The sequence below is a fragment of the Arthrobacter luteolus NBRC 107841 genome, assembly GCF_001552075.1.
In the GTDB taxonomy this organism is placed as follows: Bacteria; Actinomycetota; Actinomycetes; order Actinomycetales; family Micrococcaceae; genus Arthrobacter_B; species Arthrobacter_B luteolus.
Genome location: NZ_BCQM01000010.1, coordinates 62205 through 83674, shown reverse-complemented (window position 1 = coordinate 83674; position 21470 = coordinate 62205). Strand labels below are relative to the sequence as shown.

21 protein-coding genes are annotated in these 21470 nt (G+C 67.1%); 3 read left to right on the top strand and 18 right to left on the bottom strand.

Features of this window, described 5'->3' with window-relative positions:
- Nucleotides 1–2: 2 nt before the first annotated feature.
- Nucleotides 3–1286, top strand: a complete 1284-nt coding sequence (locus AL3_RS15280) for a CynX/NimT family MFS transporter (RefSeq protein WP_083521804.1) — start codon at nucleotides 3–5, stop codon at nucleotides 1284–1286.
- Between the two features lie 33 nt (nucleotides 1287–1319).
- On the opposite strand, the gene AL3_RS15275 is transcribed toward AL3_RS15280, so the two are convergent.
- From AL3_RS15275 to AL3_RS15205, 15 genes are all read right to left on the bottom strand, one after another.
- Nucleotides 1320–2231 (bottom strand): GNAT family N-acetyltransferase, encoded by a 912-nt coding sequence (locus tag AL3_RS15275; protein ID WP_306303039.1) that lies wholly within the window; start codon nucleotides 2229–2231, stop codon nucleotides 1320–1322.
- Nucleotides 2185–3351: a flavodoxin-dependent (E)-4-hydroxy-3-methylbut-2-enyl-diphosphate synthase gene (gene ispG / locus AL3_RS15270; RefSeq protein ID WP_066302623.1), complete on the bottom strand. Its 1167-nt coding sequence runs from the start codon at nucleotides 3349–3351 to the stop codon at nucleotides 2185–2187. Before ispG ends, AL3_RS15275 begins: the two co-directional genes overlap by 47 nt.
- A 124-nt stretch (nucleotides 3352–3475) precedes the next feature.
- Nucleotides 3476–3769 carry a YciI family protein gene (locus AL3_RS15265; RefSeq protein ID WP_066302621.1) on the bottom strand — a complete coding sequence of 98 codons (294 nt, stop codon included), beginning with the start codon at nucleotides 3767–3769 and terminating at the stop codon, nucleotides 3476–3478.
- Nucleotides 3770–3789: 20 nt separating this feature from the next.
- Nucleotides 3790–4260, bottom strand: a complete 471-nt coding sequence (locus tag AL3_RS15260) for a hypothetical protein (protein ID WP_066302619.1) — start codon at nucleotides 4258–4260, stop codon at nucleotides 3790–3792.
- 62 nt (nucleotides 4261–4322) lie between these two features.
- Nucleotides 4323–4949, bottom strand: a complete 627-nt coding sequence (locus AL3_RS15255) for a MarR family transcriptional regulator (protein ID WP_306303038.1) — start codon at nucleotides 4947–4949, stop codon at nucleotides 4323–4325.
- Nucleotides 4950–5028: 79 nt separating this feature from the next.
- Nucleotides 5029–6369, bottom strand: a complete 1341-nt coding sequence (locus AL3_RS15250) for a M50 family metallopeptidase (protein WP_066302616.1) — start codon at nucleotides 6367–6369, stop codon at nucleotides 5029–5031.
- A 31-nt stretch (nucleotides 6370–6400) separates the two neighbouring features.
- Nucleotides 6401–7699 (bottom strand): 1-deoxy-D-xylulose-5-phosphate reductoisomerase, encoded by a 1299-nt coding sequence (dxr, locus tag AL3_RS15245; RefSeq protein WP_083521803.1) that lies wholly within the window; start codon nucleotides 7697–7699, stop codon nucleotides 6401–6403.
- Between the two features lie 47 nt (nucleotides 7700–7746).
- Nucleotides 7747–8424 carry an SDR family oxidoreductase gene (locus AL3_RS15240; protein WP_066302614.1) on the bottom strand — a complete coding sequence of 226 codons (678 nt, stop codon included), beginning with the start codon at nucleotides 8422–8424 and terminating at the stop codon, nucleotides 7747–7749.
- A gap of 79 nt (nucleotides 8425–8503) precedes the next feature.
- The gene (locus tag AL3_RS15235) at nucleotides 8504–9322 is read right to left on the bottom strand and encodes an HpcH/HpaI aldolase/citrate lyase family protein (protein ID WP_066302612.1); all 819 of its coding nucleotides are present in this window, start codon (nucleotides 9320–9322) and stop codon (nucleotides 8504–8506) included.
- A gap of 86 nt (nucleotides 9323–9408) precedes the next feature.
- The gene (locus AL3_RS15230; RefSeq protein WP_066302665.1) at nucleotides 9409–9924 is read right to left on the bottom strand and encodes a MaoC family dehydratase; all 516 of its coding nucleotides are present in this window, start codon (nucleotides 9922–9924) and stop codon (nucleotides 9409–9411) included.
- Nucleotides 9925–9952: 28 nt separating this feature from the next.
- Nucleotides 9953–10594 carry a CoA transferase subunit B gene (locus AL3_RS15225; protein ID WP_066302611.1) on the bottom strand — a complete coding sequence of 214 codons (642 nt, stop codon included), beginning with the start codon at nucleotides 10592–10594 and terminating at the stop codon, nucleotides 9953–9955.
- On the bottom strand, nucleotides 10594–11391 hold the full coding sequence (locus AL3_RS15220; protein WP_066302610.1) for a CoA transferase subunit A: 798 nt from the start codon (nucleotides 11389–11391) through the stop codon (nucleotides 10594–10596). Before AL3_RS15220 ends, AL3_RS15225 begins: the two co-directional genes overlap by 1 nt.
- Before the next feature lie 44 nt (nucleotides 11392–11435).
- Nucleotides 11436–12599, bottom strand: a complete 1164-nt coding sequence (locus AL3_RS15215; protein WP_066302609.1) for an acyl-CoA dehydrogenase family protein — start codon at nucleotides 12597–12599, stop codon at nucleotides 11436–11438.
- 15 nt (nucleotides 12600–12614) lie between these two features.
- Entirely contained in the window at nucleotides 12615–14717 is a 2103-nt protein-coding gene (locus tag AL3_RS15210; RefSeq protein WP_066302603.1) for an acetyl/propionyl/methylcrotonyl-CoA carboxylase subunit alpha, read from the bottom strand.
- Nucleotides 14718–14723: 6 nt separating this feature from the next.
- Nucleotides 14724–16328, bottom strand: coding sequence for a carboxyl transferase domain-containing protein (locus AL3_RS15205; protein ID WP_066302602.1), 1605 nt, complete (start codon nucleotides 16326–16328; stop codon nucleotides 14724–14726).
- Between the two features lie 146 nt (nucleotides 16329–16474).
- On the opposite strand from AL3_RS15205, the gene AL3_RS15200 reads away from it, so the two are divergent.
- The gene (locus AL3_RS15200) at nucleotides 16475–17089 is read left to right on the top strand and encodes a TetR/AcrR family transcriptional regulator (protein ID WP_066302601.1); all 615 of its coding nucleotides are present in this window, start codon (nucleotides 16475–16477) and stop codon (nucleotides 17087–17089) included.
- Between the two features lie 37 nt (nucleotides 17090–17126).
- Nucleotides 17127–17594: a GNAT family N-acetyltransferase gene (locus AL3_RS15195; RefSeq protein ID WP_151724061.1), complete on the top strand. Its 468-nt coding sequence runs from the start codon at nucleotides 17127–17129 to the stop codon at nucleotides 17592–17594.
- Between the two features lie 143 nt (nucleotides 17595–17737).
- Here AL3_RS15195 and AL3_RS15190 read toward each other — a convergent pair whose 3' ends face one another.
- From AL3_RS15190 to pdhA, 3 genes are read right to left on the bottom strand one after another with little or no spacing between them, the layout of a single operon-like run.
- Nucleotides 17738–19267: a dihydrolipoamide acetyltransferase family protein gene (locus AL3_RS15190; protein ID WP_066302598.1), complete on the bottom strand. Its 1530-nt coding sequence runs from the start codon at nucleotides 19265–19267 to the stop codon at nucleotides 17738–17740.
- Complete coding sequence (locus AL3_RS15185; protein ID WP_066302595.1) at nucleotides 19264–20286, bottom strand: alpha-ketoacid dehydrogenase subunit beta; 1023 nt, start codon at nucleotides 20284–20286, stop codon at nucleotides 19264–19266. The genes AL3_RS15190 and AL3_RS15185 overlap by 4 nt, the downstream gene beginning before the upstream one ends.
- Entirely contained in the window at nucleotides 20283–21434 is a 1152-nt protein-coding gene (pdhA, locus tag AL3_RS15180; RefSeq protein WP_066302593.1) for a pyruvate dehydrogenase (acetyl-transferring) E1 component subunit alpha, read from the bottom strand. Before pdhA ends, AL3_RS15185 begins: the two co-directional genes overlap by 4 nt.
- Nucleotides 21435–21470 lie beyond the last annotated feature (36 nt).

Sequence of the window (21470 nt, the reverse complement as noted above, 5' to 3'; positions counted from 1 at the left end):
GAATGCGCAAGAATCCTAGCCCTGCCCCCTGGTTTCCGGCCGTCCTTTTGACGGGGATCCTGCTGGCCGCAGTGAACCTGAGGCCGGCTATTTCTTCGCTGGGGCCCTTGCTTGACAGCGTTATCGCTGACCTGCGGCTGAGCGGTCTGATCGCTGGCCTGCTGACGGCTGCCCCGGCCGCGTGTTTTGCCCTTTTCGGCTCCCTGGCACCGAAGCTGGCGCTGAAACGCGGCCCGGAGGTCATTGTGCTCGGTGCAATGACGGCAATCGGGCTGGGGCTGCTCCTGCGTGCGGCAGCGCAAAGCACTCCGGTCTTCCTGTTCTTCAGCGCTGTGGCACTGAGCGGCATTGCCGTGGGCAACGTGCTGATGCCGGTGCTGGTCAAACGCTGGTTCCCCGACCGGATCGGCAGGGTCACCGGGCTCTATACAACAACGTTGTCCCTCGGGACGGCCGTTGTTGCGGCGGTCGCGGTTCCGGTCAACGACGCCTTCGGGGGCAACTGGCGGCTGGGACTCGGGGTCTGGGCTGTTCCCGCACTGGTGGCGGTTGGGGTCTGGGCCGCCGTGTATGTCGGCGTGCGCAGGATGCGGCCGGCCGGCGGGACGGCAGCCCCCGTCCAGACACCGGTCCACACGCCGGTCCGGGTCAATCCGTGGCGGAGTTCGACGTCGTGGTGGCTGGCGGTGTTTTTTGGCCTGCAGGCCAGTGCTGCCTACATCAGCATGGGCTGGCTCGCAAAGATATTCAGTGACAACGGCCTCAGCGAAGCCACAGCAGGCCTGCTCCTGGCGATCGTTATGGGCGTTTCGATTCCGCTGGCCTTTGTTATTCCCAACCTCGCAGCACGCCGGCCCCATCAGGGACCAATAGTCCTGGTGCTGGGCTTCTGCGGCCTGCTCGGCCATATCGGACTGTGGATTTCCCCGGCCACGGGATCTTTCGTGTGGGCTGCGCTGCTGGGAATCTCCTCCTGCACGTTCTCCCTGGCCCTGACCATGATCGGCCTGAAATCACGCAGCAGCGTCGGTGTGATCAAGCTTTCGGCATTTACGCAGAGCGTCGGGTACCTGATTTCGATTCCCGGACCGCTGGTGGTGGGCGTTCTGCATGAGCTCACCGGCGGCTGGCGGGCGTCGATTGGCTTCATGACGGCGCTGCTGGTGGTGCAGATCTTCGCGGGTTACATGGCAGGGCGTCCCGGAACGGTTGAGGGACCAGTTCAGGCAGAGGGCACGCTGCCGGAACCACGGAAAACTGCACCAAAGGACGTCCGGAGCTCCTAGGATCTTCGGCCCGGCGTCAGCTTCGGCCGAACCTCAGAACAGGATCGTTGCGAACGTACCGACCTGGGTGAATCCCACGCTCTCGTACGTGGCCCGGGCCGGAGCGTTGTAATGGTTCACGTAGAGACTCGTGACAGGTGCCAGCTCCTGGGCGAAATCCACCACTGCGGACATGTAGGCGGCGCTCAGGCCGCGGCCCCGGTAGGCCGGGTTCATCCACACGCCCTGCACCTGGACAGCGCTGGAAGAGACAGTCCCCAGTTCGGCCTTGAAAATTACCTGGCCGGCGGCATCGAATTCCACGAGGGAATGGCCGTTTTTGATGAGGGAAAGCACGCGCTGGCGGTAATGCCGGCTTCCGCCGGACACCGGAGAGTAACCAACTTCTTCCTCGAACATGGCGGTGCAGGCCGGCAGCAGGAGGTCCAGGTCCTCCGGGCGGGATTTGCGCAGGCCGGGGGCCGGCGGCACAGCGGAGGGACCGGTGATTTCCAGCAGGGGCTGGTCGCTGCGGATATCGAACGGACGCGGCGAGGCATGCCGGAGCTCGGACCACAGGGAAAGGACGGCTTCGGCGGGACCGAACAAGGAGGAGAACCTGCGCCCGGTCCGGGCCAGGTACGCACCAATTTCCGGACCGGTTTCCGCGGTGACGCCCGTGGGCACCACATTGACGCCGACCCAGCAGGCGGCCGTCAGGTGTTCGCCGTCGAAGACGCCAAGCACCTGCCCGCCTGCCGAGGTGGGTGCGGCTGTGCCCGTGATTTCCAGATGGGAGAGCAGGAAGGTGTTCGCCACCGGGTCAGCGGCCGCGAGGCCGGTCAGCGCCGCGGTATCAGCGGCGCCCAGAACCCGCAGCGTGCCCGAGGGGTGTCCGCTGCGGATTTCCGTGCCTGCTTTAGCCGACTGTAACCATGGGGCCACCCGTGCCAGCATTTTCGCCATCGGCCTCCCCCATATCCTCTGCGATCCTCATCGCTTCTTCGATAAGGGTTTCCACGATCTGGTCTTCGGGAACAGTCTTGATGACTTCGCCCTTGACAAAAATCTGGCCCTTGCCGTTACCGGAGGCTACACCCAGATCGGCTTCGCGTGCTTCTCCGGGTCCGTTCACGACGCAGCCCATCACGGCGACGCGCAGCGGAACCTCCATGCCTTCGAGGCCGGCGGTGACCTGCTCGGCCAGGGTGTAAACGTCCACCTGGGCCCGGCCGCAGGAGGGGCAGGAGACAATTTCCAGTTTCCGCGGGCGCAGGTTCAGCGACTGCAGGATCTGGTTTCCAACCTTGATTTCCTCCACCGGCGGAGCGGAGAGCGAAACCCGGATCGTGTCGCCGATGCCCTTGGACAGCAGCGCGCCGAAGGCGGTCGCTGACTTGATCGTCCCCTGGAAGGCGGGGCCGGCTTCGGTGACACCCAGGTGCAGCGGCCAGTCGCCGCGTTCGGCCAGCAGCTCGTAGGCGCGGACCATCACCACCGGGTCATTGTGCTTCACGGAGATCTTGAAGTCGTGGAAGTCATGCTCTTCGAACAGGGAGGCTTCCCAGACGGCGGACTCCACCAGGGCTTCCGGCGTGGCCTTGCCGTATTTCGCCATCAGGCGCGGGTCGAGCGAGCCGGCGTTGACGCCGATGCGGATCGAGACGCCGGCGGCCTTGGCCTCGTTGGCGATCTGCTTGACCTGGTCATCGAACTTGCGGATGTTTCCGGGGTTCACCCGCACGGCGGCACAGCCGGCGTCGATCGCTGCATACACATACTTCGGCTGGAAGTGGATGTCTGCGATCACCGGGATCTGGGACTTCTTGGCGATGATCGGCAGCGCCGCAGCATCGTCGGCGCTGGGGCACGCGACGCGGACAATGTCACAGCCCGACGCCGTCAGCTCGGCGATCTGCTGCAGTGTCGCGTTGATGTCGGTGGTCGGCGTGGTGGTCATCGACTGGACACTGATCGGGAAGTCCGACCCGACGCCGACGGAGCCCACCTTGATCTGGCGGGTCTTCCGCCTCGGGGCGAGGACGGGCGGCGGTGCTGCTGGCATTCCAAGGTTGACCGAGGTCAAAACTTCCTCCATGTGCCCGGGGGCAAATATGTGGTCTGTGAACAGTGCGGAGTTAGCGCACCGTTCCTATTATCCACCCGGCCGCGCAGCCCGCGCTGACCGAGGGGGGAATATCACTCTGGGCTTAGGACGCCAGGTGAGCGAAGGCTCCGGTAACCGGCTTCCATTCCGTGGTCTTCAGCCCGGAAATTCCGCCGCCCACGGCGAGGGGATCCTGCTTCAGCAGGTTGTTCAGGTCTTCTTCATCTTCGGCCGTGAGGATCAGCAGGGCGCCGGCGCCGTCGCTGAACGGTCCGCTGGCCAGGACACGGCCGTCCTCCACCAGGGCGGCCAGCCACTCACGGTGCGCGGGGCGGTGCTGGTCGCGCAGGTCTGCGGATTCGGCGTCGTACACGTATTCAACGGCAAAGATACTCATGGAATCCACCCTAAGGTATCTCAGCCCGGCAGCAGCGCCGTCCGCACCGCCACCGCAACTCCCACGGCCCACAGCATCGAGGTCAGCGTGCCGATGATGAAGCGCTCCGCCGCTGCGGGGGTTTCCTTCAGCTCGGCGTACCGGCCCAGTCCCTTGATGGCGACCACGTAGGCGATCGCGACGGGTTCATCGGCCAGGACAGCGGTGGCGACGGCCAGGCGCTCCAGGAAGCCGATGACCAGGCCGCCGCGCAGGATCACCGGCCCCGCCGGCGCCGGCGGCCGCGCGGGCAGGGGCGGCAGCGGCGCATAGCGTTCCTGGGCAACACCACCGGCCAGCTCATGCACCTGGTCGGCAGCGGGATCGTGCCGGGGGTCCCTGCCTGGACGGGCCGCCTCCACTGCACGGGCGGCCCTGAGCACGGCTGCTGTCACCGGCCATCCGCCGGCGGCAGCAACCACCAGGCCCAGCACAATCCATAAGACTTCCATGCAGCTGCCTTCCTCTTCCTGTCAGGACCGGCCGGACCGGGGTCACCGGATCCGGAGACGGTTCAGGGCGTTTCTCCGGCCACTACCCGTTCCACCCGCTCCAGCAGGGCTGCCGCAGCGGGCCTGGCTGCCCATTCCTCGTTCCAGCCGGCGCGCTGGACGGCGTTGCTGACTGCCTGGGAGCTGATGCCGAGCTTACGGGCTGCCGCTGTCTGCGCTCCCCATTTGAGCGGTTCGACGTGTTCCAGGATGCGCCATTCGGCTTCCGTCCGGTCGCGGACCAGCCGGGCGATCAGCACCAGGACCGCCTCGGCGTCGGCGGCCGCAGCGGCTGGCCCGGCGCCCGGGGACGGCTCCGCCACGGCGACGGCGAGGGGCGGCCGGTCTCCGGTTTTCTTTGCCCGCTCGACGGCGGTGCGCGCCGCGATGAACGCGTCTCCCCCGGCCTCCCGGGAGGACGCCGGGAGGGGCAGGTCCACGGTTCCGGCGCCGATCCCGACAGACCAGCCCCCGAGACGAAGGACCTGCAGGGCGGCGTCGACCACCACCGCCGCCGAGGACGCGGCAGCCTGCACTTCATCCCCCACCGTCCGTTCGAACGGCAGGTCAAGGTCCAGTCCGCGCAGATGCCGGAGGAGCTCGGGCACACGGTCCGCGGTATTACGGCTGTCCTTCTGGTCAATCGTCATAACGAACATGATGAAACCATATTCGCTTGCAAATTGAATTACAACCTAAATACGCTTCAATCAGTTTTGAAACCAGAGGCTAGAAGAGGCTGACCGGCTTCACGATGTCCGCATAGATCAGCAGGGCTCCCATACCCATCAGCAGCACAGCCACGGCGTAGGTCACCGGCAGCAGCTTCGCCATGTCGAAGGGTCCGGGGTCCGGCCGCTTGAAGAGTTTGGCGACCCGCCGCCGCAGGCCTTCCCACAGCGCGCCGGCAACGTGTCCGCCGTCGAGCGGCAGCAGCGGGATCAGGTTGAAGACGAACAAAGCCAGGTTAACGCTGCCGACCAGGCCGATCAGCGTCGCAACCCGGTTCTGGACCGGAGCCTCCTCCATCGAGGAGATCTCCCCGGCGATCCGGCCCACTCCCACAACACTCATAGGCCCGTTGGGATCGCGTTCCTCGGAGGAGAAAGCAGCCTGCGCCACATCAGCCAGCCGCTGGGGCAGGTTGATAACGACGCCGGCAATCCCCTGCAGGTTCTCGCCCACCATCGGCAGGACTTCGGTGGCGGGCTGGCGCACCAGGGCGGTCTGCGAACCGACGCCGATGAAGCCCACTTCCTGGGTCACCGGGTTGCCGCTTTCGTCCAGGACCACTGTGCCGTCCTCCTCAGTCACGGGACGTTCGGTGAGCAGCGGCGTAATGGCGGCTTCAGCCTCCACGCCTTCGCGCTCATAGGTCACGGTGACACTTCGGCCGGCTGCCTCGCGGATCAGCTCCGAGAGTTCGGCCCAGCCTTCCACCGGCTTACCGTCGAAGCCAGTGATCTTGTCCCCGGGCAGCAGCCCTGCCTGGTGCGCCGGAGCCGCGGGATCGGACTCCGTGCACTCCGCCTGCCCGGCCGCTGCCTGGCTGCCCGTGACCACGCATTCGCTGACCGAGGCCAGGGTGGTGGTGCTCTGGGCGGTGCCGAAGCCCATCAGCAGGACGGCAAAAAGGACGATCCCGATCAGCAGGTTCATAAACGGCCCGCCTAGCATGATGATGATCCGTTTCCACACCGGCAGCTTGTAGAAAACGCGGTCTTCGTCCCCCGGTTCCAACCGGTCGGTTTCGGCCTGCCGGGCGTCGACGGCCAGCTGCTGGAACATCCCGGTGCTGGACCGGCGGACACCGCCGTCGGCCGTTTCCTTGTTGGGCGGGAACATACCCACCATCGAAACGTAGCCGCCCAGCGGAAGCGCCTTGAAACCGTATTCGGTTTCACCGCGGCGCCGGGAGAAGACCGTGGGACCGAAACCGATCATGTACTGGGTGACGCGCACCTTGAAGGCCTTGGCGGGTACCAGGTGGCCAACCTCATGCAGCGCAATCGACACTGCGATCCCGACCGCCACGAACAGCACGCCCAGGATAAAGAGTAAAACGCTCAACGGACTTCCTTTGGATCAGAGCGGACTTCGCTTACCTGCCGCAGCGGGCGCGGGCGGCGGAGCGTGCCCATTTTTCAGCGGCCAGCACCGATTCCAGGGTCAGTGGGCCTGAGTCGGTGTGCTCTGACAGCACGGCCGAGATCGTATCAACTATGTCTGTGAATCCAATGAGTCCGTCATGGAAGGCATCCACGGCTTCCTCGTTCGCTGCGTTGTAAACGGCCATGCCGGTTCCACCGGAGGCTGCTGCCTCCTTCGCCAGGCGCACTGCCGGAAAAGCGTCTTCGTCGAGGGGTTCGAAGGTCCACTCCGCGGCCCTGGTCCAGTCGCAGGGCGCAGCGGCGCCCGGCACCCGGTGCGGCCAGCCCATTCCCAGGGCGATGGGCAGCCGCATATCCGGCGGCGAGGCCTGCGCGATGGTGGAGCCGTCGATGAACTGCACCATGGAATGCACCACCGACTGGGGATGGACCACAACGTCGATCCGGTCCAGTGGAATATCGAACAGCAGGTGCGCTTCGATCACCTCAAGGGCCTTGTTGACCATGGAGGCCGAGTTGGTGGTGACCATCCGGCCCATCTTCCAGGTCGGGTGGGCCAGCGCCTGTTCCGGTGTGACGTCCGCCAGTTCTTCGCGTGCCCGGCCGCGGAACGGCCCCCCGGACGCCGTGACCACCAGCCGGTCAACTTCCTCCGGGGCGCCGGAGCGCAGGGCCTGGGCCAGTGCGGAGTGTTCAGAATCCACCGGCACCAGCTGGCCGGGGCGAGCGGCCCGCTTTACCAGGGCACCGCCCACGATCAGGGATTCCTTGTTGGCCAACGCCAGCAGATGCCCGGCGGCCAGTGCCGCGAGGGTCGGTTCCAGCCCGATCGATCCGGTCATGCCGTTGAGCACAACGTCCGCCTCCGGCCACGCAGCGACGGCGGTGGCTGCACCGGCGCCCACGAACAATTCCGGATCGTAGCCGGTGACCGAAACCTCGGCAGCCGCCCGTGCAACCGCGGCCTTCAGGGTAGGCAGATCCACCGCGGCGCAGCCGACGGCGTCCGCCCGGGTGTGGACTGCCTGCCGGGCCAGCAGTTCCAGGTTGCCGCCGCCCGCGGCCAGGGCCACGATGTCGAAGCGCCCGGGTGCGGCATCGGCGACGTCGATGGCCTGGGTTCCGATCGAACCGGTCGATCCGAGCAGCACCACACGGCGGGGCGCAGCTTCGGGCGCACCGGCATCCGCACCCCAGATCCGGGATGGCGCTGGGGTTCCCCGGTGGCGGCCGGGCGCACCGGAACCTTCTGCACGGAACTGGGAATCGGAAGCCTCGGGATTCTGCATGCTCCAAGTATCCCGCATGCGGTTCTGCCTTGCGCCGCCGCTGTGCCTCACAAAGCGACGGGCAGGGCAGCGACGGCGTCCGGAATGGGTTCTGTTCCAGTGACCAGCTCCAGCACCTGGCCGCCGCCCCGCCCGCTGCTGACCAGCTCTGCCAACACTGCCGCGACGTCATGCCGGGGAATGGTGTTCTGCGGGACATCGACAGCCAGGTCCACCAGACCCACGGGCTCGCCGTTGGTCAGCATCCCTGGCCGCACGATGGTCCAGTCCAGGGCGTCGCGTGCCTCGAGGTCCTCTTCTGCTGCCAGCTTGGCCACCAGATAGGCGTACATCGCGTCGGCGAGTCCGTCCGGGCGCCGGCCGCCGCGGACCGCGTCCGTCCCCATGGAGGAAACCTGGATCAGCCGCGCCACACCGGCCAGCTCCGCGGCCTCTGCGAACAGGACCGCTCCGCCTCGGTCCACGCTGTCCTTGCGTGCAATGCTGCTTCCCGGGCCGGCTCCGGCCGCGAAAATGGCGAGGTCTGCTCCGGTGAGGACCTGGGTGACATCCTCCGTGGTGCTGTTCTCCAGGTCCAGGACCACGGGGGCTACCCTGTCTGCTTCCAGGTCAAAGGCCTGGTCCGGATTGCGGATCAGCCCCGCTACATCGTTGTCAGCGGCTACCAGGAGGCGGCCGAGTTCGCGTGCAATCTGCCCGTGGGCTCCAGCTATGACTATGCGCATACCCCAGTATCAGCGGGAGCACCCCGCTGAGTCCCGTGCGCGCACAAACTTATCCCCGCCGCGCACTGAATGCCTCCGTTTAGCCCGGAATACCTGCCCGGCGCAGCGTCTGCTCTGCCTGGCGGAGCAGCGGTCCGTCGATCATTTCGCCGCGGAAACTGAAAACTCCGCCCTGGCCGCGGGCTGCTTCGAGCAGCTCCCGGGCGTAGGCCTTTTCCTCGTCGGAGGGCGCGTAGGCAGCGCGGACCGCGGCGACCTGGCCGGGATGGATGCAGGCCTTGGCAGCAAAACCGGACGCGGCGCCGTCGCGTGCTTCCTCCGCCAGCCCGGCGGTATCCGCAATGTTGCCGTAGATGGAGTCGATGGCACCCTTTCCGTACGCTCCGGCAGCCAGCAGCACCGTGGACCGGGCATGGACGGCCACCCCGCGGTAGCTGCCCTGCGCGGTCCGGCTGGATTCTCCGCCCAGGGAGGCCAGCAGGTCCTCGGCTCCCCACATCAAGGCCTCAACGTTCTTTTCCCGGGCGAGGTCTGCGGCACGCAGCACCCCCAGGGCAGTCTCCACCAGGGCGATCACGCTGACGTGCCGCAGGGCGTGCCCGATCTCCCCCGGGTCCTCGGCCTTGGCAGCCATCACGTACCGGTAGTTGGTGGCGGCGAGCGCTTCCAGGTCCGCGCGGAAGGAAGTGCTGCTCACGGGGTTCACGCGCACGATCGTCTTGTCCGGGTCCAGGGCGGAGGCAGCCAGGTTCTCCCGTGCCTGTTCCTTGGCTTCGAAGGCGACGGCGTCTTCCAGATCCAGGATCACGGCGTCTGCACGCTCTGCGGCCTTGGCAAACCGGTCCGGCCGGTCCGCGGGACAGAACAGCAGTGCGGGTCCCATGGGAAAGGTGGTCATGTTGGGGTGCTCCTTACGCGGCTTCGACTTCCAAGGCTTCTCCAACTTACCGGTGCGGGCGCCGGGCGGTTACCCGTTGAACCGGTTCAGCTCCCGTTCCGGGCCTGTTGGTAACCGGACTCCGTCCACATCAGGGCGGTCCGGGAGAACGTGGCCACTACGGCGCCGTCCTGATTGAATCCGGCGTGTTCCAGCGTCACGATCCCCTGGCCGGGGCGGGACCCGGAGATCCGCTTGGCCGCCACCCGGGTCTGCGAATACAGGGTGTCCCCGTGGAACAGCGGAAGCGGAAACGCCACGTCGGTGAGGCCCAGCTGCGCCACCAGGGTGCCCTGGGTCAGCTGCCCCACGGACTGCCCGACCATCACCGCAAGTGTGAGCATGGAGTTCACCAGCCGCTGCCCGAAAGGCTGCCCGGCGCTGTAGGCCGCGTCCAGGTGCAGCGGCTGGGAATTCATGGTGAGCGTGCTGAACAGGACGTTGTCCGCTTCGGTGAGGGTCCGGCCGGGACGGTGCGCGTACACCGTTCCGGGCTCCAGTTCCTCGAACCAGAGGCCACGCTGGAGAACCACGCGCTTCGGTCCGTCCGGCTGGCCGGCCAGCCCCGGGCCGCCCGCCGGCGTCCGGGGCTCAGACACCAAGGGCCACTTCCAGCGGTGCTCCCGTGGCGGCCACCACGTCCTCCACGGTGACTCCGGGGGCAGTCTCCAGGAGCACCAGGGACTCCGGGCCCACTTCGATCACCGCAAGGTCGGTGATGATCAGGTCCACGCAGCCGCGGCCGGTCAGCGGGAGGGAACATTCGGAGACGATCTTCGGCGCGCCGCTGCGGTCCAGGTGCTCCATCATGACGATCACCCGTTTGGCCCCGAAGACCAGGTCCATGGCCCCGCCCATACCCTTGACCATTTTCCCGGGAACCATCCAGTTGGCCAGGTCCCCGTTGGCGGCGACCTCCATGGCGCCGAGCACGGCAACATCCACGTGCCCGCCGCGGATCATGCCGAAGGACGCCGCGGAATCAAAGAACGCCGCGCCCCGGTTGACGGTCACGGTTTCCTTCCCGGCGTTAATCAGGTCAGGATCCAGCGCGGACTCCTCCGGATACGGCCCGACGCCCAGGATCCCGTTTTCGGAGTGCAGCACCACTTCCACGCCCTCGGGAATGTAGTTGGGGATCAGGGTGGGCATTCCAATACCCAGGTTCACGTACTGCCCGTTCTGCAGCTCCTGCGCCACCCGGGCCGCGAGTTCATTGCGTGTCAGTGCCATTACAGGCCTTTCCTGGGTGCTGTGCCGGCTGAAGTGTCTGCTGTCCTGGGTGCCGACACCGTCTTCTTCTCGATTCGTTTCTCCCCCGGACCGGCAAGGACCACGCGCTGGACAAAAATGCCCGGAACATGGATCTCCCCGGCATCAAGGTCACCGGCTTCCACCAGTTCCTCGACCTCGGCGATCGTGACCTTTCCGGCCATCGCGCAGAGCGGGTTGAAGTTCATGGCCGAGGCATGGAACACCAGGTTGCCGTGCCGGTCACCCTTCCAGGCATGGACCAGGGCAAAATCCGGGGTCAGGGATTCTTCCAGGACGTAGTCCTGGCCGCGGAAGGCGCGGACCTCCTTGGGCTCCGATGCCTGCGCGACGCCGCCCTCGGCGTCGTACTTCTGCGGCAGTCCGCCTTCGCTGACCTGGGTGCCGACGCCGGCGCTGGTGTAGAACGCCGGGATTCCTGCCCCGCCGGCCCGGAGCTTCTCGGCCAGGGTGCCCTGCGGGGTGAGGACCACCTCCAGTTCGCCGGCCAGGTACTGCCGGGCGAATTCCTTGTTCTCTCCCACATAGGAACTGACAGTGCGGCGGATCCGGTGATCGGCCAGCAGCAGGCCGAGCCCCCAGTCGTCCACGCCGCAGTTGTTGCTGACCGTTTCCAGCTGGTCCGCGCCCTGATCGTGCAGGGCCTCGATCAGGGCCACGGGGATCCCGCAGAGCCCGAATCCGCCGACGGCCAGGGAAGCGCCGCTGGGGATGTCGGCCACGGCGTCCGCTGCCGTCGCCACTGTCTTGTCAATCATGGAACCGTCCGTTCGTTAATCACCGTTGACCAACTTTCGCCGCTTCAGAGCCCCAGTTCACGGGCAATCAGCATCAGCTGAACCTCGGAAGTGCCTTCACCGATTTCGAGGATCTTCGAGTCGCGGTAATGCCGTGCCACCGTGAACTCGTTGATGAAACCGTAGCCGCCAAAGACCTGGGTTGCATCCCGTGCGTTGTCCATGGCGGCTTCTCCCGCGATCAGCTTAGCCATGGCTGCCTGGGTCTTGAACGGTTTGCCGGCAAGCATCCGGGCCGCGGCGTCATAGTAGGCAAGCCGGGCGGTGTGCGCCCGGGTCTGCATCCGCGCGATCTTGAAGGCGATGGACTGGTTGCTGCCGATGGGCGCACCGAAGGCATAACGTTCCGACGCGTAACGCAGGGCCTCGTCCACGCAGCCCTGCGCGGCCCCGGTGGCCAGCGCTGCGATCGCGATCCGGCCCTCATCCAGGATCTGCAGGAAGTTGGCGAATCCGCGGCCCTCGGCTCCCAGCAGGTTCTCCTGCGGCACGCGCACATGATCCAGGGTCAGCGGATGCGTGTCCGAGGCGTTCCAGCCCACCTTGTTGTAGGGCTTCTCCACGGTGAACCCTGGGGTTCCGGCCGGGACGACGAGCGTGGAGATTTGTTTGCGCACGGTTCCGTCGGGTTCTTCGGAGGTGCCGGTGACGGCAGTGACGGTGACCAGGGAGGTGATGTCAGTGCCGGAGTTGGTGATGAATTCCTTGCTGCCGTTGATCACCCATTCCCCCTCCGCCAGGCGGGCGGTGGTTTTGGTGCCGCCGGCGTCGGAACCCGCTTCGCGTTCGGTGAGTCCGAACCCTGCGAGCGCGGTTCCCTCGGCCAGGGCCGGCAGCCACTGCTGCTTTTGTTCCTCGGTGCCGAAGCGGTAGATCGGCATGGCACCGAGGGAAACACCGGCTTCCAGCGTGATGGCCACCGACTGGTCCACCCGGGCCAGCTGCTCCAGGGCAAGGGCCAGGGCAAAGTAGTCGCCGCCCATACCGCCGTATTCCTCAGGGAAGGGAAGCCCGAAAAGGCCCATCTCCCCCATCTGCGCCACCACCTTATAGGGGAAGCTGTGCTCCTCGTCGTGCTTGGCGGAGACCGGGGCCACCACCTCGTCGGCAAATTCCCGGACCGTGTCCGAGAGCACCTGGTGTTCCTCGCTGAGCTCAAAGTCCGGCATGCCCTGCTCCTTCGGTTAGGTGTGCGTTTCCGCGGCCGGGATCGGGCCGTCGGATGCTGGGGGTTGGGGTGGTGCGGCAGGCGGGGACACGGTGGCCAGCACCTGACCGGCCTTGACCAGGTCCCCCGGGCGCAGGCTGATGGAGACCGTGCCGGCCACGGGCGCGGTGAGCTGGTGTTCCATTTTCATGGCTTCCACGCTGAGCAGTGCCTCGCCGGCGTCCACGGTGTCCCCGTTCCCGACGGCGACGGTTACGACGGTGCCGGGCATCGGCGAGCGCAGAACGGGATCCGCTGCGCCTTCGGCGCGTCCCGCGGCGGCCAGGGAAGCACGGAGCCGTTCCCTGCGCTCCGGGAGGTCCAGCGCAGCGGTGAAGCCGTTCCTGGCGGTCCAGAGCACCTGGCCCTGGCCGGGCGGCGGCACCGGAGCGGCGAGCCAGAGGAAATGGACCACACCGTCAAGGACCAGCCGCGCCCGGCCTCCGTCCAGGTGCAGGGCCGCCCGGCGAACCCCCGCACCGTCAACGCGTACCTCCGCAGCAGCCGGAGTGCCGGTGACCTCCACCGTGTGTGTGGTGTCTCCTGCGGTGACGGTGACCGTCAGCGGCCGCGCCGCGCCGATGCGCCAGCCGTCGGCGCGCTGCCAGGGGGCCCCGGGGCTTGGCGCTGCCCCGTGGTTCTGCAGCGGGGCCGCCTTCCCCTGCAGCACAGCGAGCCGGAACAGGGCAGCGGCAGCCAGTTCGACGTCGTCGGGCGCCTGGAACTGCAGGTCCGGGAGCCGGCGTTCGATCAGGGTGGTGTCCAGATCCCCCGCCTGGACCTCAGGATCCGCCAGCAGCAGCCGCAGGTATTCGATGTTGGTGCCGATCCCGAGGATCACGGTTTCGGCGAGCGCTGCGTCCAGCCGGGCGAGGGCCTGCCGCCGGTCCGGTCCCCACGCGATGACCTTGGCAAGCATCGGATCGTAGCTGGTGGACACCTGCTGGCCTTCGAGCAGCCCGGAGTCGGTGCGCACCCCGTCGCCGGAGGCTTCGTGCAGGAGCTGCACGGTCCCGGCGGTGGGGAGGAATTCCCGGGCCGGGTCCTCGGCATACACGCGGGCTTCCACCGCATGGCCGTTCAACCGGACCGTTTCCTGGGCAAATCCGAGTGGCTCGCCGGCGGCGATGCGGACCTGCCACTCCACCAGGTCTATGCCGGTGACCATTTCCGTGACCGGATGTTCAACCTGCAGCCGGGTGTTCATCTCCATAAAGAAGAACTCGTCCGGGGCTTCTCCGGAGACCAGGAACTCCACGGTCCCGGCCCCGGTGTACTCCACCGAGCGGGCCGCTTCGCAGGCGGCGGCTCCGATCCGGCCGCGGGCGGCTTCATCGAGCAGCACGCTCGGTGCTTCCTCGATGACCTTCTGGTGCCGGCGCTGCAGGGAACACTCGCGTTCGCCCAGGTGGATGACGTTGCCGTGGGTGTCCGCGAGGACCTGCACCTCGATGTGGCGCGGCGCGGGAACCAGCCGTTCGAGGAAAAGCGTGTCGTCGCCGAAGGCCGAGGCCGCCACCCGGCGGGCGGAGGCCAGGGCGGCCGGCAGCGCGGCGGGGCTGCGCACGGCCTGCATGCCCTTGCCGCCGCCTCCCGCTGAGGGCTTGATCAGCAGCGGGTAGCCGACCCGCCCGGCGGCAGCCGCCAGGTCCTCATCCGTGAGCCCGGGCTCAGCGATACCGGGGATGACCGGAACACCGTACCCGGCGACGTGGTTCTTGGACCGGATCTTGTCCCCCATCAGCTCCAGTGCTTTCACGCCAGGACCGATGAAGGTGATTCCGTTTTCCTGCAGCAGGCGCGCGAAGGCGGCGTTTTCGCTCAGGAACCCGTAGCCGGGGTGCACAGCCTGGGCGCCGGAGGCCCGGCAGGCGGCCAGAACGGCACCGGCGTCGAGGTAGCTTTGCCGCGGATCAGCCGGGCCCAGCCGGATGGCCGTGTCAGCTTCCCGCACGTGCCGGGCATCGGCGTCGTCGTCGCTGTAGACGGCGACGGTCCGCAGTCCCAGCCGTTTCAGCGTGCGGATGATGCGGCAGGCGATTTCGCCGCGGTTGGCCACCAGTACGGTTTCGAAAGTCATGGGGGGTCACATCCGGAAGAGGCCGAAGGAAGTTGCGGGCAGCGGAGCATTGGCGCAGACGTCCAGGGCCAGGCCAAGGACGGTGCGGGTGTCCTGCGGGTCGATGATGCCGTCGTCCCAGAGCCGGGCCGTGGAATAGTAGGGGCTGCCCTGGGCCTCGTAGTCCTGCCGGATGGGTTCGCGGAATGCGTCCTCCTCCTCGGAGCTCCATTCCCCGCCCTGGGATTCCAGCGCGTCCCGCCGTACCGTCGCCAGCACGGCGGAGGCCTGGTTTCCGCCCATGACGGAAATCCGGGCGGCCGGCCACATCCACAGGAAGCGCGGCGAGTAGGCCCGTCCGCACATCGAATAGTTCCCCGCCCCGAAGGACCCGCCAACCACCACGGTCAGTTTCGGAACCCGGCAGGTAGCGACGGCGGTGACCATCTTGGCGCCGTGGCGGGCGATTCCCCCGGCCTCGTAATCCCGGCCGACCATAAAGCCGGAAATGTTCTGCAGGAAGATCAGCGGGATGCCGCGCTGGTCGCAGAGTTCGATGAAGTGGGCACCTTTCTGCGCGGATTCGCTGAACAGGACACCGTTGTTGGCGACGATTCCCACCCGGTGTCCGTGCAGCCGGGCGAAGCCGGTGACCAGGGTGGTGCCGTACTCCTTTTTGAACTCGTGGAATTCGCTGCCGTCCGTGAGACGGGCGATGATCTCCCGCACGTCGTAGGGGGTCTGCAGGTCAGCGGGCACTGCACCGTAGAGTCCGTCCGGGTCCACGGCGGGTTCCGCCGAAGGCCCCGGTTCCCAGGCACGCGCCGGGGCCGGAAAGGTCTCAGCGATGTTCCGCACTATTTCCAGGGCATGGGCGTCGTTTTCGGCCAGGTGGTCCGTGACCCCTGAAATCCGGGAGTGCAGTTCCCCGCCGCCGAGCTCTTCCGCTGTGACGACTTCTCCGATGGCAGCCTTCACCAGGGGCGGACCGCCCAGGAAGATAGTGCCCTGGTTCCGCACGATCACGGTTTCGTCGCTCATGGCCGGGACGTAGGCACCGCCGGCGGTGCAGGAACCCAGCACGGCGGCGACCTGCGGAATTTTCGCGGCGGACATCCGGGCCTGGTTGTAGAAAATCCGACCGAAGTGATCCCGGTCCGGGAACACCTCGTCCTGCAGGGGCAGGAAGGCGCCGCCGGAATCCACCAGGTAAATGCACGGCAGCCGGTTCTCCAGCGCGATTTCCTGGGCCCGGAGGTGTTTCTTCACCGTCAGCGGGTAGTAGGTGCCGCCTTTGACCGTGGCGTCGTTGGACAGCACCATCACATGCCTGCCGTGCACCAGCCCGATGCCGGCGATCAGCCCCGCTCCCGGGCAGTCGCCGCCGTACATGCCGTTGGCCGCCAGCGGTGCGATCTCCAGGAACGGGCTGCCGTCGTCGAGCAGCATTTCCACCCGTTCCCGGGGAAGCAGTTTCCCCCGCCCGGTGTGACGCTCACGGGACCGGGCCGGACCGCCCTGGGCGGTTTCGGCGAGCAGTTTGCGCAGCTCCCCGGCGAGGATCCGCTGGGCCGAATCATTGGCTGCGTAGGACGCCGAGGCGGCATCCACACCGGTAACAAGGGTCTCCATCGACTTCCTCTGGTTTCACCGCGTGGGAACCTGCGCCAGTGCCGACGCCGGTTAATGACCACTAACCCAAATTAGGTTAGTGGCTATTAACTGACCTGTCCACCACAATGGAGGAGTTGCCCATACAGGACCGCGGAAAGGCAGGCATGGAAGTCACCAAGACCACCCCGCGCACCACAACCGGCCGCAGCGCGGCCAAGGCGTCGCGCCGTGCCGCCATGCTCGATGCCGCTGCGTCGCTGTTCGCGGAGCGCGGCTACAACGGTGTCTCAATCGAAGAACTCGGCGCGGCCGCCGGAGTCAGCGGACCGGCCGTGTACCGCCACTTCAGCGGTAAGCCGGCGGTGCTGGCCGCCCTGCTGATCGGTGTGAGCAAGGATCTGCTGGAGGGCGGGACCGCCGTCGTCGCCGAATCAAGTACCGCCGAGGACGCATTGACCGGCCTGATCGAATTCCAAGTGGACTTCGCCCTGCGCCAGTCCAACGTCATCCGGGTCCAGGACCGGGACCTCGCCAGCCTGCCGGAAGAGGACGAGCGCACGGTGCGCTCCCTGCAGCGCCAGTACGTCGAGGTGTGGGTGGACGCCATTTCCGCCCTGCACCCCGATTCCGGCCTGCCGCTGCTTCGCCACCGCGCGCAGGCGGTGTTCGGCCTGATCAACTCCACGTCCCACACCCTGACCAGCAAAACCACGGCGCGGGAGACAGTGCGGCTGCGCGCCCTGCTGGAACGAATGGCGTGGGCGGCACTGAATGCCTAGTACGCTGGACAAAACACCCCGAGCAGAAAGACCTGCCGTGATTGAGCTTCGTGCCGTTGTTCCAGCCGATCTGGATGAATTCTTCAACCATCAGCTGGACCCGGGCGCCAACCATATGGCCGCCTTCGCCGCCAAAAATCCGTCAGACCGGGGCGTCTTCGACCTCCACTGGCAGCAAATCCTCAGCGACCCTTCGATTACCGTCCGCACCATCGTGGCCGACGGCGATGTGGTGGGATCCATCCTGGCCTACCGCGAGGGCGACGTCCCGGAGATCAGCTACTGGATCGACCGTTCCCGCTGGGGACAGGGGATTACGACGGCGGCCGTGGGCCTCTTCCTCGAAGAGTTCCCCGAGCGTCCGGTGCGGGCACGCGCTGTCGCGGACAATGTCAGCTCCATCCGCATCCTGGAACGCTACGGCTTCAAGATGATCGGTGAGGAACGCAGCTTTGCCAACGCCCGCGGCGCCGTTGTCCGGGAACTGGAACTCGAGCTGGCCTAGGCCTGCCCCGCAGCAGTTCCGCCAGGGCCCGCTCCCGCACTTTGCGTGGGAGCGGGCCCTGACGCATTCCTCCGGACTTTCCAGCCTGGTTTCCCCGCCTGGTTTCCCCGCCTGGTTTCCCTGCCTGATGACACCGCCCGGCCTCAGGCCAGCGCCAGGACCATGGCGGGTTCGGTCAGGACATCCCCGATGTCCCGTAGGAACGCTGCCCCCTCCGCGCCGTCCACCAGCCGGTGGTCAAAGGACAGGCTCAGGGTGGCTACCTCCCGCAGGGCAATGTTGCCCTCGTATTCCCAGGGCTGGCGCCGGACAGCCCCCAGCGCCAGGATGGCTGCCTCACCGGGGTTCAGGATCGGCGTCCCGGCGTCCACACCGAACACTCCCACATTGGAGATCGACATGGTTCCGCCCGACAGTGCCGCCGGCGGCGTCCGGCCGTCACGGGCGGTGCCGGCCAGATCTGCAATCGCCAGCGCCAGTTCGCGCAGGCCCAGCTCCTGTGCGTCCTTAATGTTTGGCACCAGCAGCCCCCGTGGAGTCGCGGCAGCGATGCCGAGGTTTACATACCGGTAGCGGATGATCTCCCTGGCCTCCTCATCCCAGCGGGCGTTCAGGCCCGGATGCCGCTGCAGTGCCAGGCAGACTGCCTTGGCGGCCAGGACCAGCGGAGTCAGCCGGACGCCCTCAAATTCCTGCCGGGCCTTCAGTTTCTTCAGCAGGTTCATTGAGCCCGTCACGTCCACCGTGAGGAAGACCGTAGCGTGCGGGGCCGTAAAGGCACTGCTCACCATTGCCGCCGCCGTATGCTTCCGGATTCCGGAAACCGGTATGCGCTCCTCACGTGCCCGGCCCGGGTGCGGGGCGTCCTCGCCCACGGCGTGACTCCTCGGAACAGCGTCGTTCCTCGGGACAGCTTCGTTCCCGGCCGCCGCTGGGGCGCCGGTGCCAGTGCCAAGACCGGCGCCAGTGCCCGTGCCCGTGCCGAGGCCATCCGCGCCGGCCGGCAGGACGGCCGCTTCAACGTCCGAGCGCAGAATCCTGCCGTCCGGTCCGGTCCCGGGGACAAAGGCCAGATCGATTCCTAGGTCCCGGGCGAGTTTCCGGACGGGCGGGGTGGAGCGCAGGCGCTCCACCGGCGGATGGGCGTTCGGCTGGCCGGCGACCGGCTGCCCGGCCTTGGGCTGCATGGGAGGATTCGGTTCTTCCGCTGGACGGGCGTCCGGGCCCCGCGTCTTCGTCAGTCCAGGGCGGGGTTTCCTGACCGGGCGCCCTGCCGGCTCCGGTTCGGCACCGTATCCCACCAGGGTTGGCTGCCGGCGCGGCGCCTCCTGGTTCGAGGCCACCTGGCCCGGCGCCTCCTGCTGGGGCACAGCGGATATGGCGGCAGGCGAGTCGTCCTGTGCTCCGCCGTCGCCGTCCAGCGGCCGCTCCGGATCCGGAATGTCGAAGGAGATGATGGTCGATCCCACCTCCACGACGGTTCCCGGCAGCTCATGCAGCCGGGCCACCACACCGGCAAAGGGAGACGGCAGCTCCACCACGGCCTTAGCGGTTTCCACTTCGGCGATGACCTGGTTCAGCGCCACCGTCTGCCCCTCCGCCACCCGCCAGTTGAGGATCTCCGATTCAGTCAGGCCCTCCCCCAGGTCCGGAAGCCGGAATTCGCGGATCATCCCTGGGCTCCTTCCAGGACGGCCGGCCGGTCCAGCGAGTTGGGCCGGCGCATCACCCGGTCCACTCCGTCTAGGATCCGGTCCAGGTCCGGGAGGTGGTGTTTCTCCAGCCGAGCCGGCGGATAGGGAACGTCAAACCCGGTCACCCGCACCGGGGCATGCTCCAGATAGTCGAAACAGCGCTCGGTGATGCTTGCCGCGATCTCCGCGCCCAGGCCGCCGGACTGGGCTGCTTCGTGGGTGATAACCAGCCGGCCGGTCTTCCGCACGGAGGCTTCCACGGCGTCGTAATCTATGGGTGCCAGCGAGCGCAGGTCGATCACTTCCACGGACAGGCCTTCGTCCTGTGCCGCGGCGGCCGCATCCAGGGCGGTCATCACCAGCGGCCCGTAGGCCACCAGGGTCACATCGGTACCCGGTGCGGCCACCCGCGCCGCACCCATCGGCAGGGCTTCATCCAGTGTCAGGTCCACCTCACCCTTGGTGTGGTAGCGCCGCTTGGGCTCGAAATAGAGAACCGGATCATCGCAGGCGATGGCCTGCCGGATCATGGTGTAGGCATCCTGCGGATTCGAGACACTGATGACCCGCAGTCCGGAGGTGTGCGTGAAGTACGCTTCCGGCGACTCGGAATGATGCTCGGGGGAACCAATCCCCCCGCCGAACGGCACCCGGATGGTCAGCGGCAGCTTCACCGCCCCGCGCGTCCGGTAGTGCATCTTGGCGACCTGGGACACTATCTGGTCAAACGCCGGATAGATGAACCCGTCGAACTGGATTTCCACCACCGGCCGGTAGCCGCGGTACGCGAGCCCGACGGCGGTCCCCATAATCCCGGACTCGGCCAGCGGTGTGTCGATCACCCTGCGGGGACCGAAATCGGCCTGCAGCCCGTCAGTTATCCGGAAGACGCCGCCCAGCTTGCCGATGTCCTCCCCCATCAGGAGCACCTTCGGGTCCCCGGCGAGGGCCTCGCGCAGTCCGGCGGTGATGGCGCGGCCAAAGGTCATGCCGGTCATCGCAGGCCTCCTTCCGCGGCGCTGCCCATCATGGCGAGATACTGCCGGTAGTGCTCCTGCTGGCGGTCCAGCCAGCTGTTGGGCGTCGAGTAGACGTGGGCAAAAACGTCCAGGGGCGCCGGCTCCGGCATTCCCGTGCAGGCGGCGCGGAGCTCCCGGGCCAGCGACTCGGCGTCGTGCTCCACTGCTCTCCGGAAGGCGTCGTCGAACTCCCCTTCGGCTTCCAGGAGCGCGCCGACCCGGCTGATTGGATCCTTCGCCTGCCAGGCCAGGAGTTCAGCGGGATCCCGGTAGCGGGTCGGATCGTCGGCTGTGGTGTGCGGGCCCATCCGGTAGGTGACAGCCTCGATGAAGGTGGGGCCTCCCCCGCTGCGCGCCCGGTCCAGGGCTTCCCGCGTGGCTGCCAGCGTAGCCAGGACGTCGTTGCCGTCCACACGGGTGGACGGGATGCCGAAGCCCGGCGCCCGGTTGGCGACCGGGATCTGTGCCTGCAGCCCCACGGGTTCGGAGATCGCCCACTGGTTGTTCTGGCAGAAGAAGATCACCGGTGCCTGGAAGCTCGCCGCGAAGACCATTGCTTCGTTGACGTCGCCCTGGCTTGTGGCGCCGTCGCCAAAGTAGCTGATGGCGGCGTCGTCCAGACCATCCTGCTGGATGCCCATGGCATAGCCGGTGGCGTGCAGGGTCTGCGCTCCGATGATGACCTGGGTGGGTGCCATGTTCACCGAATACGGATCCCAGCCAGCGGAGGCGTTGCCGCGCCAGACCCGCATCAGGTCCTCGAACCCCACTCCGCGGACGAACGCCACGGCGTTCTCCCGGTAGCTGCTGAAAACGAAGTCGGAGGGCCGCAGCGCCCGGGCCGAGCCCACCTGCGCGGCTTCCTGTCCAAGCAGCGGTGGCCAGAGGCCCAGTTCACCCTGCCGCTGCAGGGATGTGGCCTCGGTGTCGATCCGCCGAACCAGGACCATGTCGCGGTACAGGCTGCGGAGCGCCGCGGCGTCGATGTCCTCGACCCAGCGGTCGTAGAGGGCGTCGCGGACGCGGGAACCATCGGGGCGGATGAGCTGGACTACTGGATCGTGCGGTTCCGTCCCGGTGTTTTCGGGATGGTCCGCCGGGATATGCAGGGACACTTTGATACGCATCCTTCCGTGGTGGAACCCCGGGGGTGGTGGGGTTCA

Excerpts from the sequence above, each read along its gene's own strand:
- AL3_RS15280 (WP_083521804.1), top strand. The coding sequence starts at position 3 with ATGCGCAAGAATCCTAGCCCTGCCCCCTGGTTTCCGGCCGTCCTTTTG.
- AL3_RS15275 (WP_306303039.1), bottom strand. The coding sequence starts at position 2,231 with ATGGCGAAAATGCTGGCACGGGTGGCCCCATGGTTACAGTCGGCTAAA.
- AL3_RS15265 (WP_066302621.1), bottom strand. The coding sequence starts at position 3,769 with ATGAGTATCTTTGCCGTTGAATACGTGTACGACGCCGAATCCGCAGAC.
- AL3_RS15260 (WP_066302619.1), bottom strand. The coding sequence starts at position 4,260 with ATGGAAGTCTTATGGATTGTGCTGGGCCTGGTGGTTGCTGCCGCCGGC.
- AL3_RS15255 (WP_306303038.1), bottom strand. The coding sequence starts at position 4,949 with ATGACGATTGACCAGAAGGACAGCCGTAATACCGCGGACCGTGTGCCC.
- dxr (WP_083521803.1), bottom strand. The coding sequence starts at position 7,699 with ATGCAGAATCCCGAGGCTTCCGATTCCCAGTTCCGTGCAGAAGGTTCC.
- AL3_RS15240 (WP_066302614.1), bottom strand. The coding sequence starts at position 8,424 with ATGCGCATAGTCATAGCTGGAGCCCACGGGCAGATTGCACGCGAACTC.
- AL3_RS15235 (WP_066302612.1), bottom strand. The coding sequence starts at position 9,322 with ATGACCACCTTTCCCATGGGACCCGCACTGCTGTTCTGTCCCGCGGAC.
- AL3_RS15225 (WP_066302611.1), bottom strand. The coding sequence starts at position 10,594 with ATGGCACTGACACGCAATGAACTCGCGGCCCGGGTGGCGCAGGAGCTG.
- AL3_RS15220 (WP_066302610.1), bottom strand. The coding sequence starts at position 11,391 with ATGATTGACAAGACAGTGGCGACGGCAGCGGACGCCGTGGCCGACATC.
- AL3_RS15215 (WP_066302609.1), bottom strand. The coding sequence starts at position 12,599 with ATGCCGGACTTTGAGCTCAGCGAGGAACACCAGGTGCTCTCGGACACG.
- AL3_RS15210 (WP_066302603.1), bottom strand. The coding sequence starts at position 14,717 with ATGACTTTCGAAACCGTACTGGTGGCCAACCGCGGCGAAATCGCCTGC.
- AL3_RS15205 (WP_066302602.1), bottom strand. The coding sequence starts at position 16,328 with ATGGAGACCCTTGTTACCGGTGTGGATGCCGCCTCGGCGTCCTACGCA.
- AL3_RS15200 (WP_066302601.1), top strand. The coding sequence starts at position 16,475 with ATGGAAGTCACCAAGACCACCCCGCGCACCACAACCGGCCGCAGCGCG.
- AL3_RS15190 (WP_066302598.1), bottom strand. The coding sequence starts at position 19,267 with ATGATCCGCGAATTCCGGCTTCCGGACCTGGGGGAGGGCCTGACTGAA.
- AL3_RS15185 (WP_066302595.1), bottom strand. The coding sequence starts at position 20,286 with ATGACCGGCATGACCTTTGGCCGCGCCATCACCGCCGGACTGCGCGAG.
- pdhA (WP_066302593.1), bottom strand. The coding sequence starts at position 21,434 with ATGCGTATCAAAGTGTCCCTGCATATCCCGGCGGACCATCCCGAAAAC.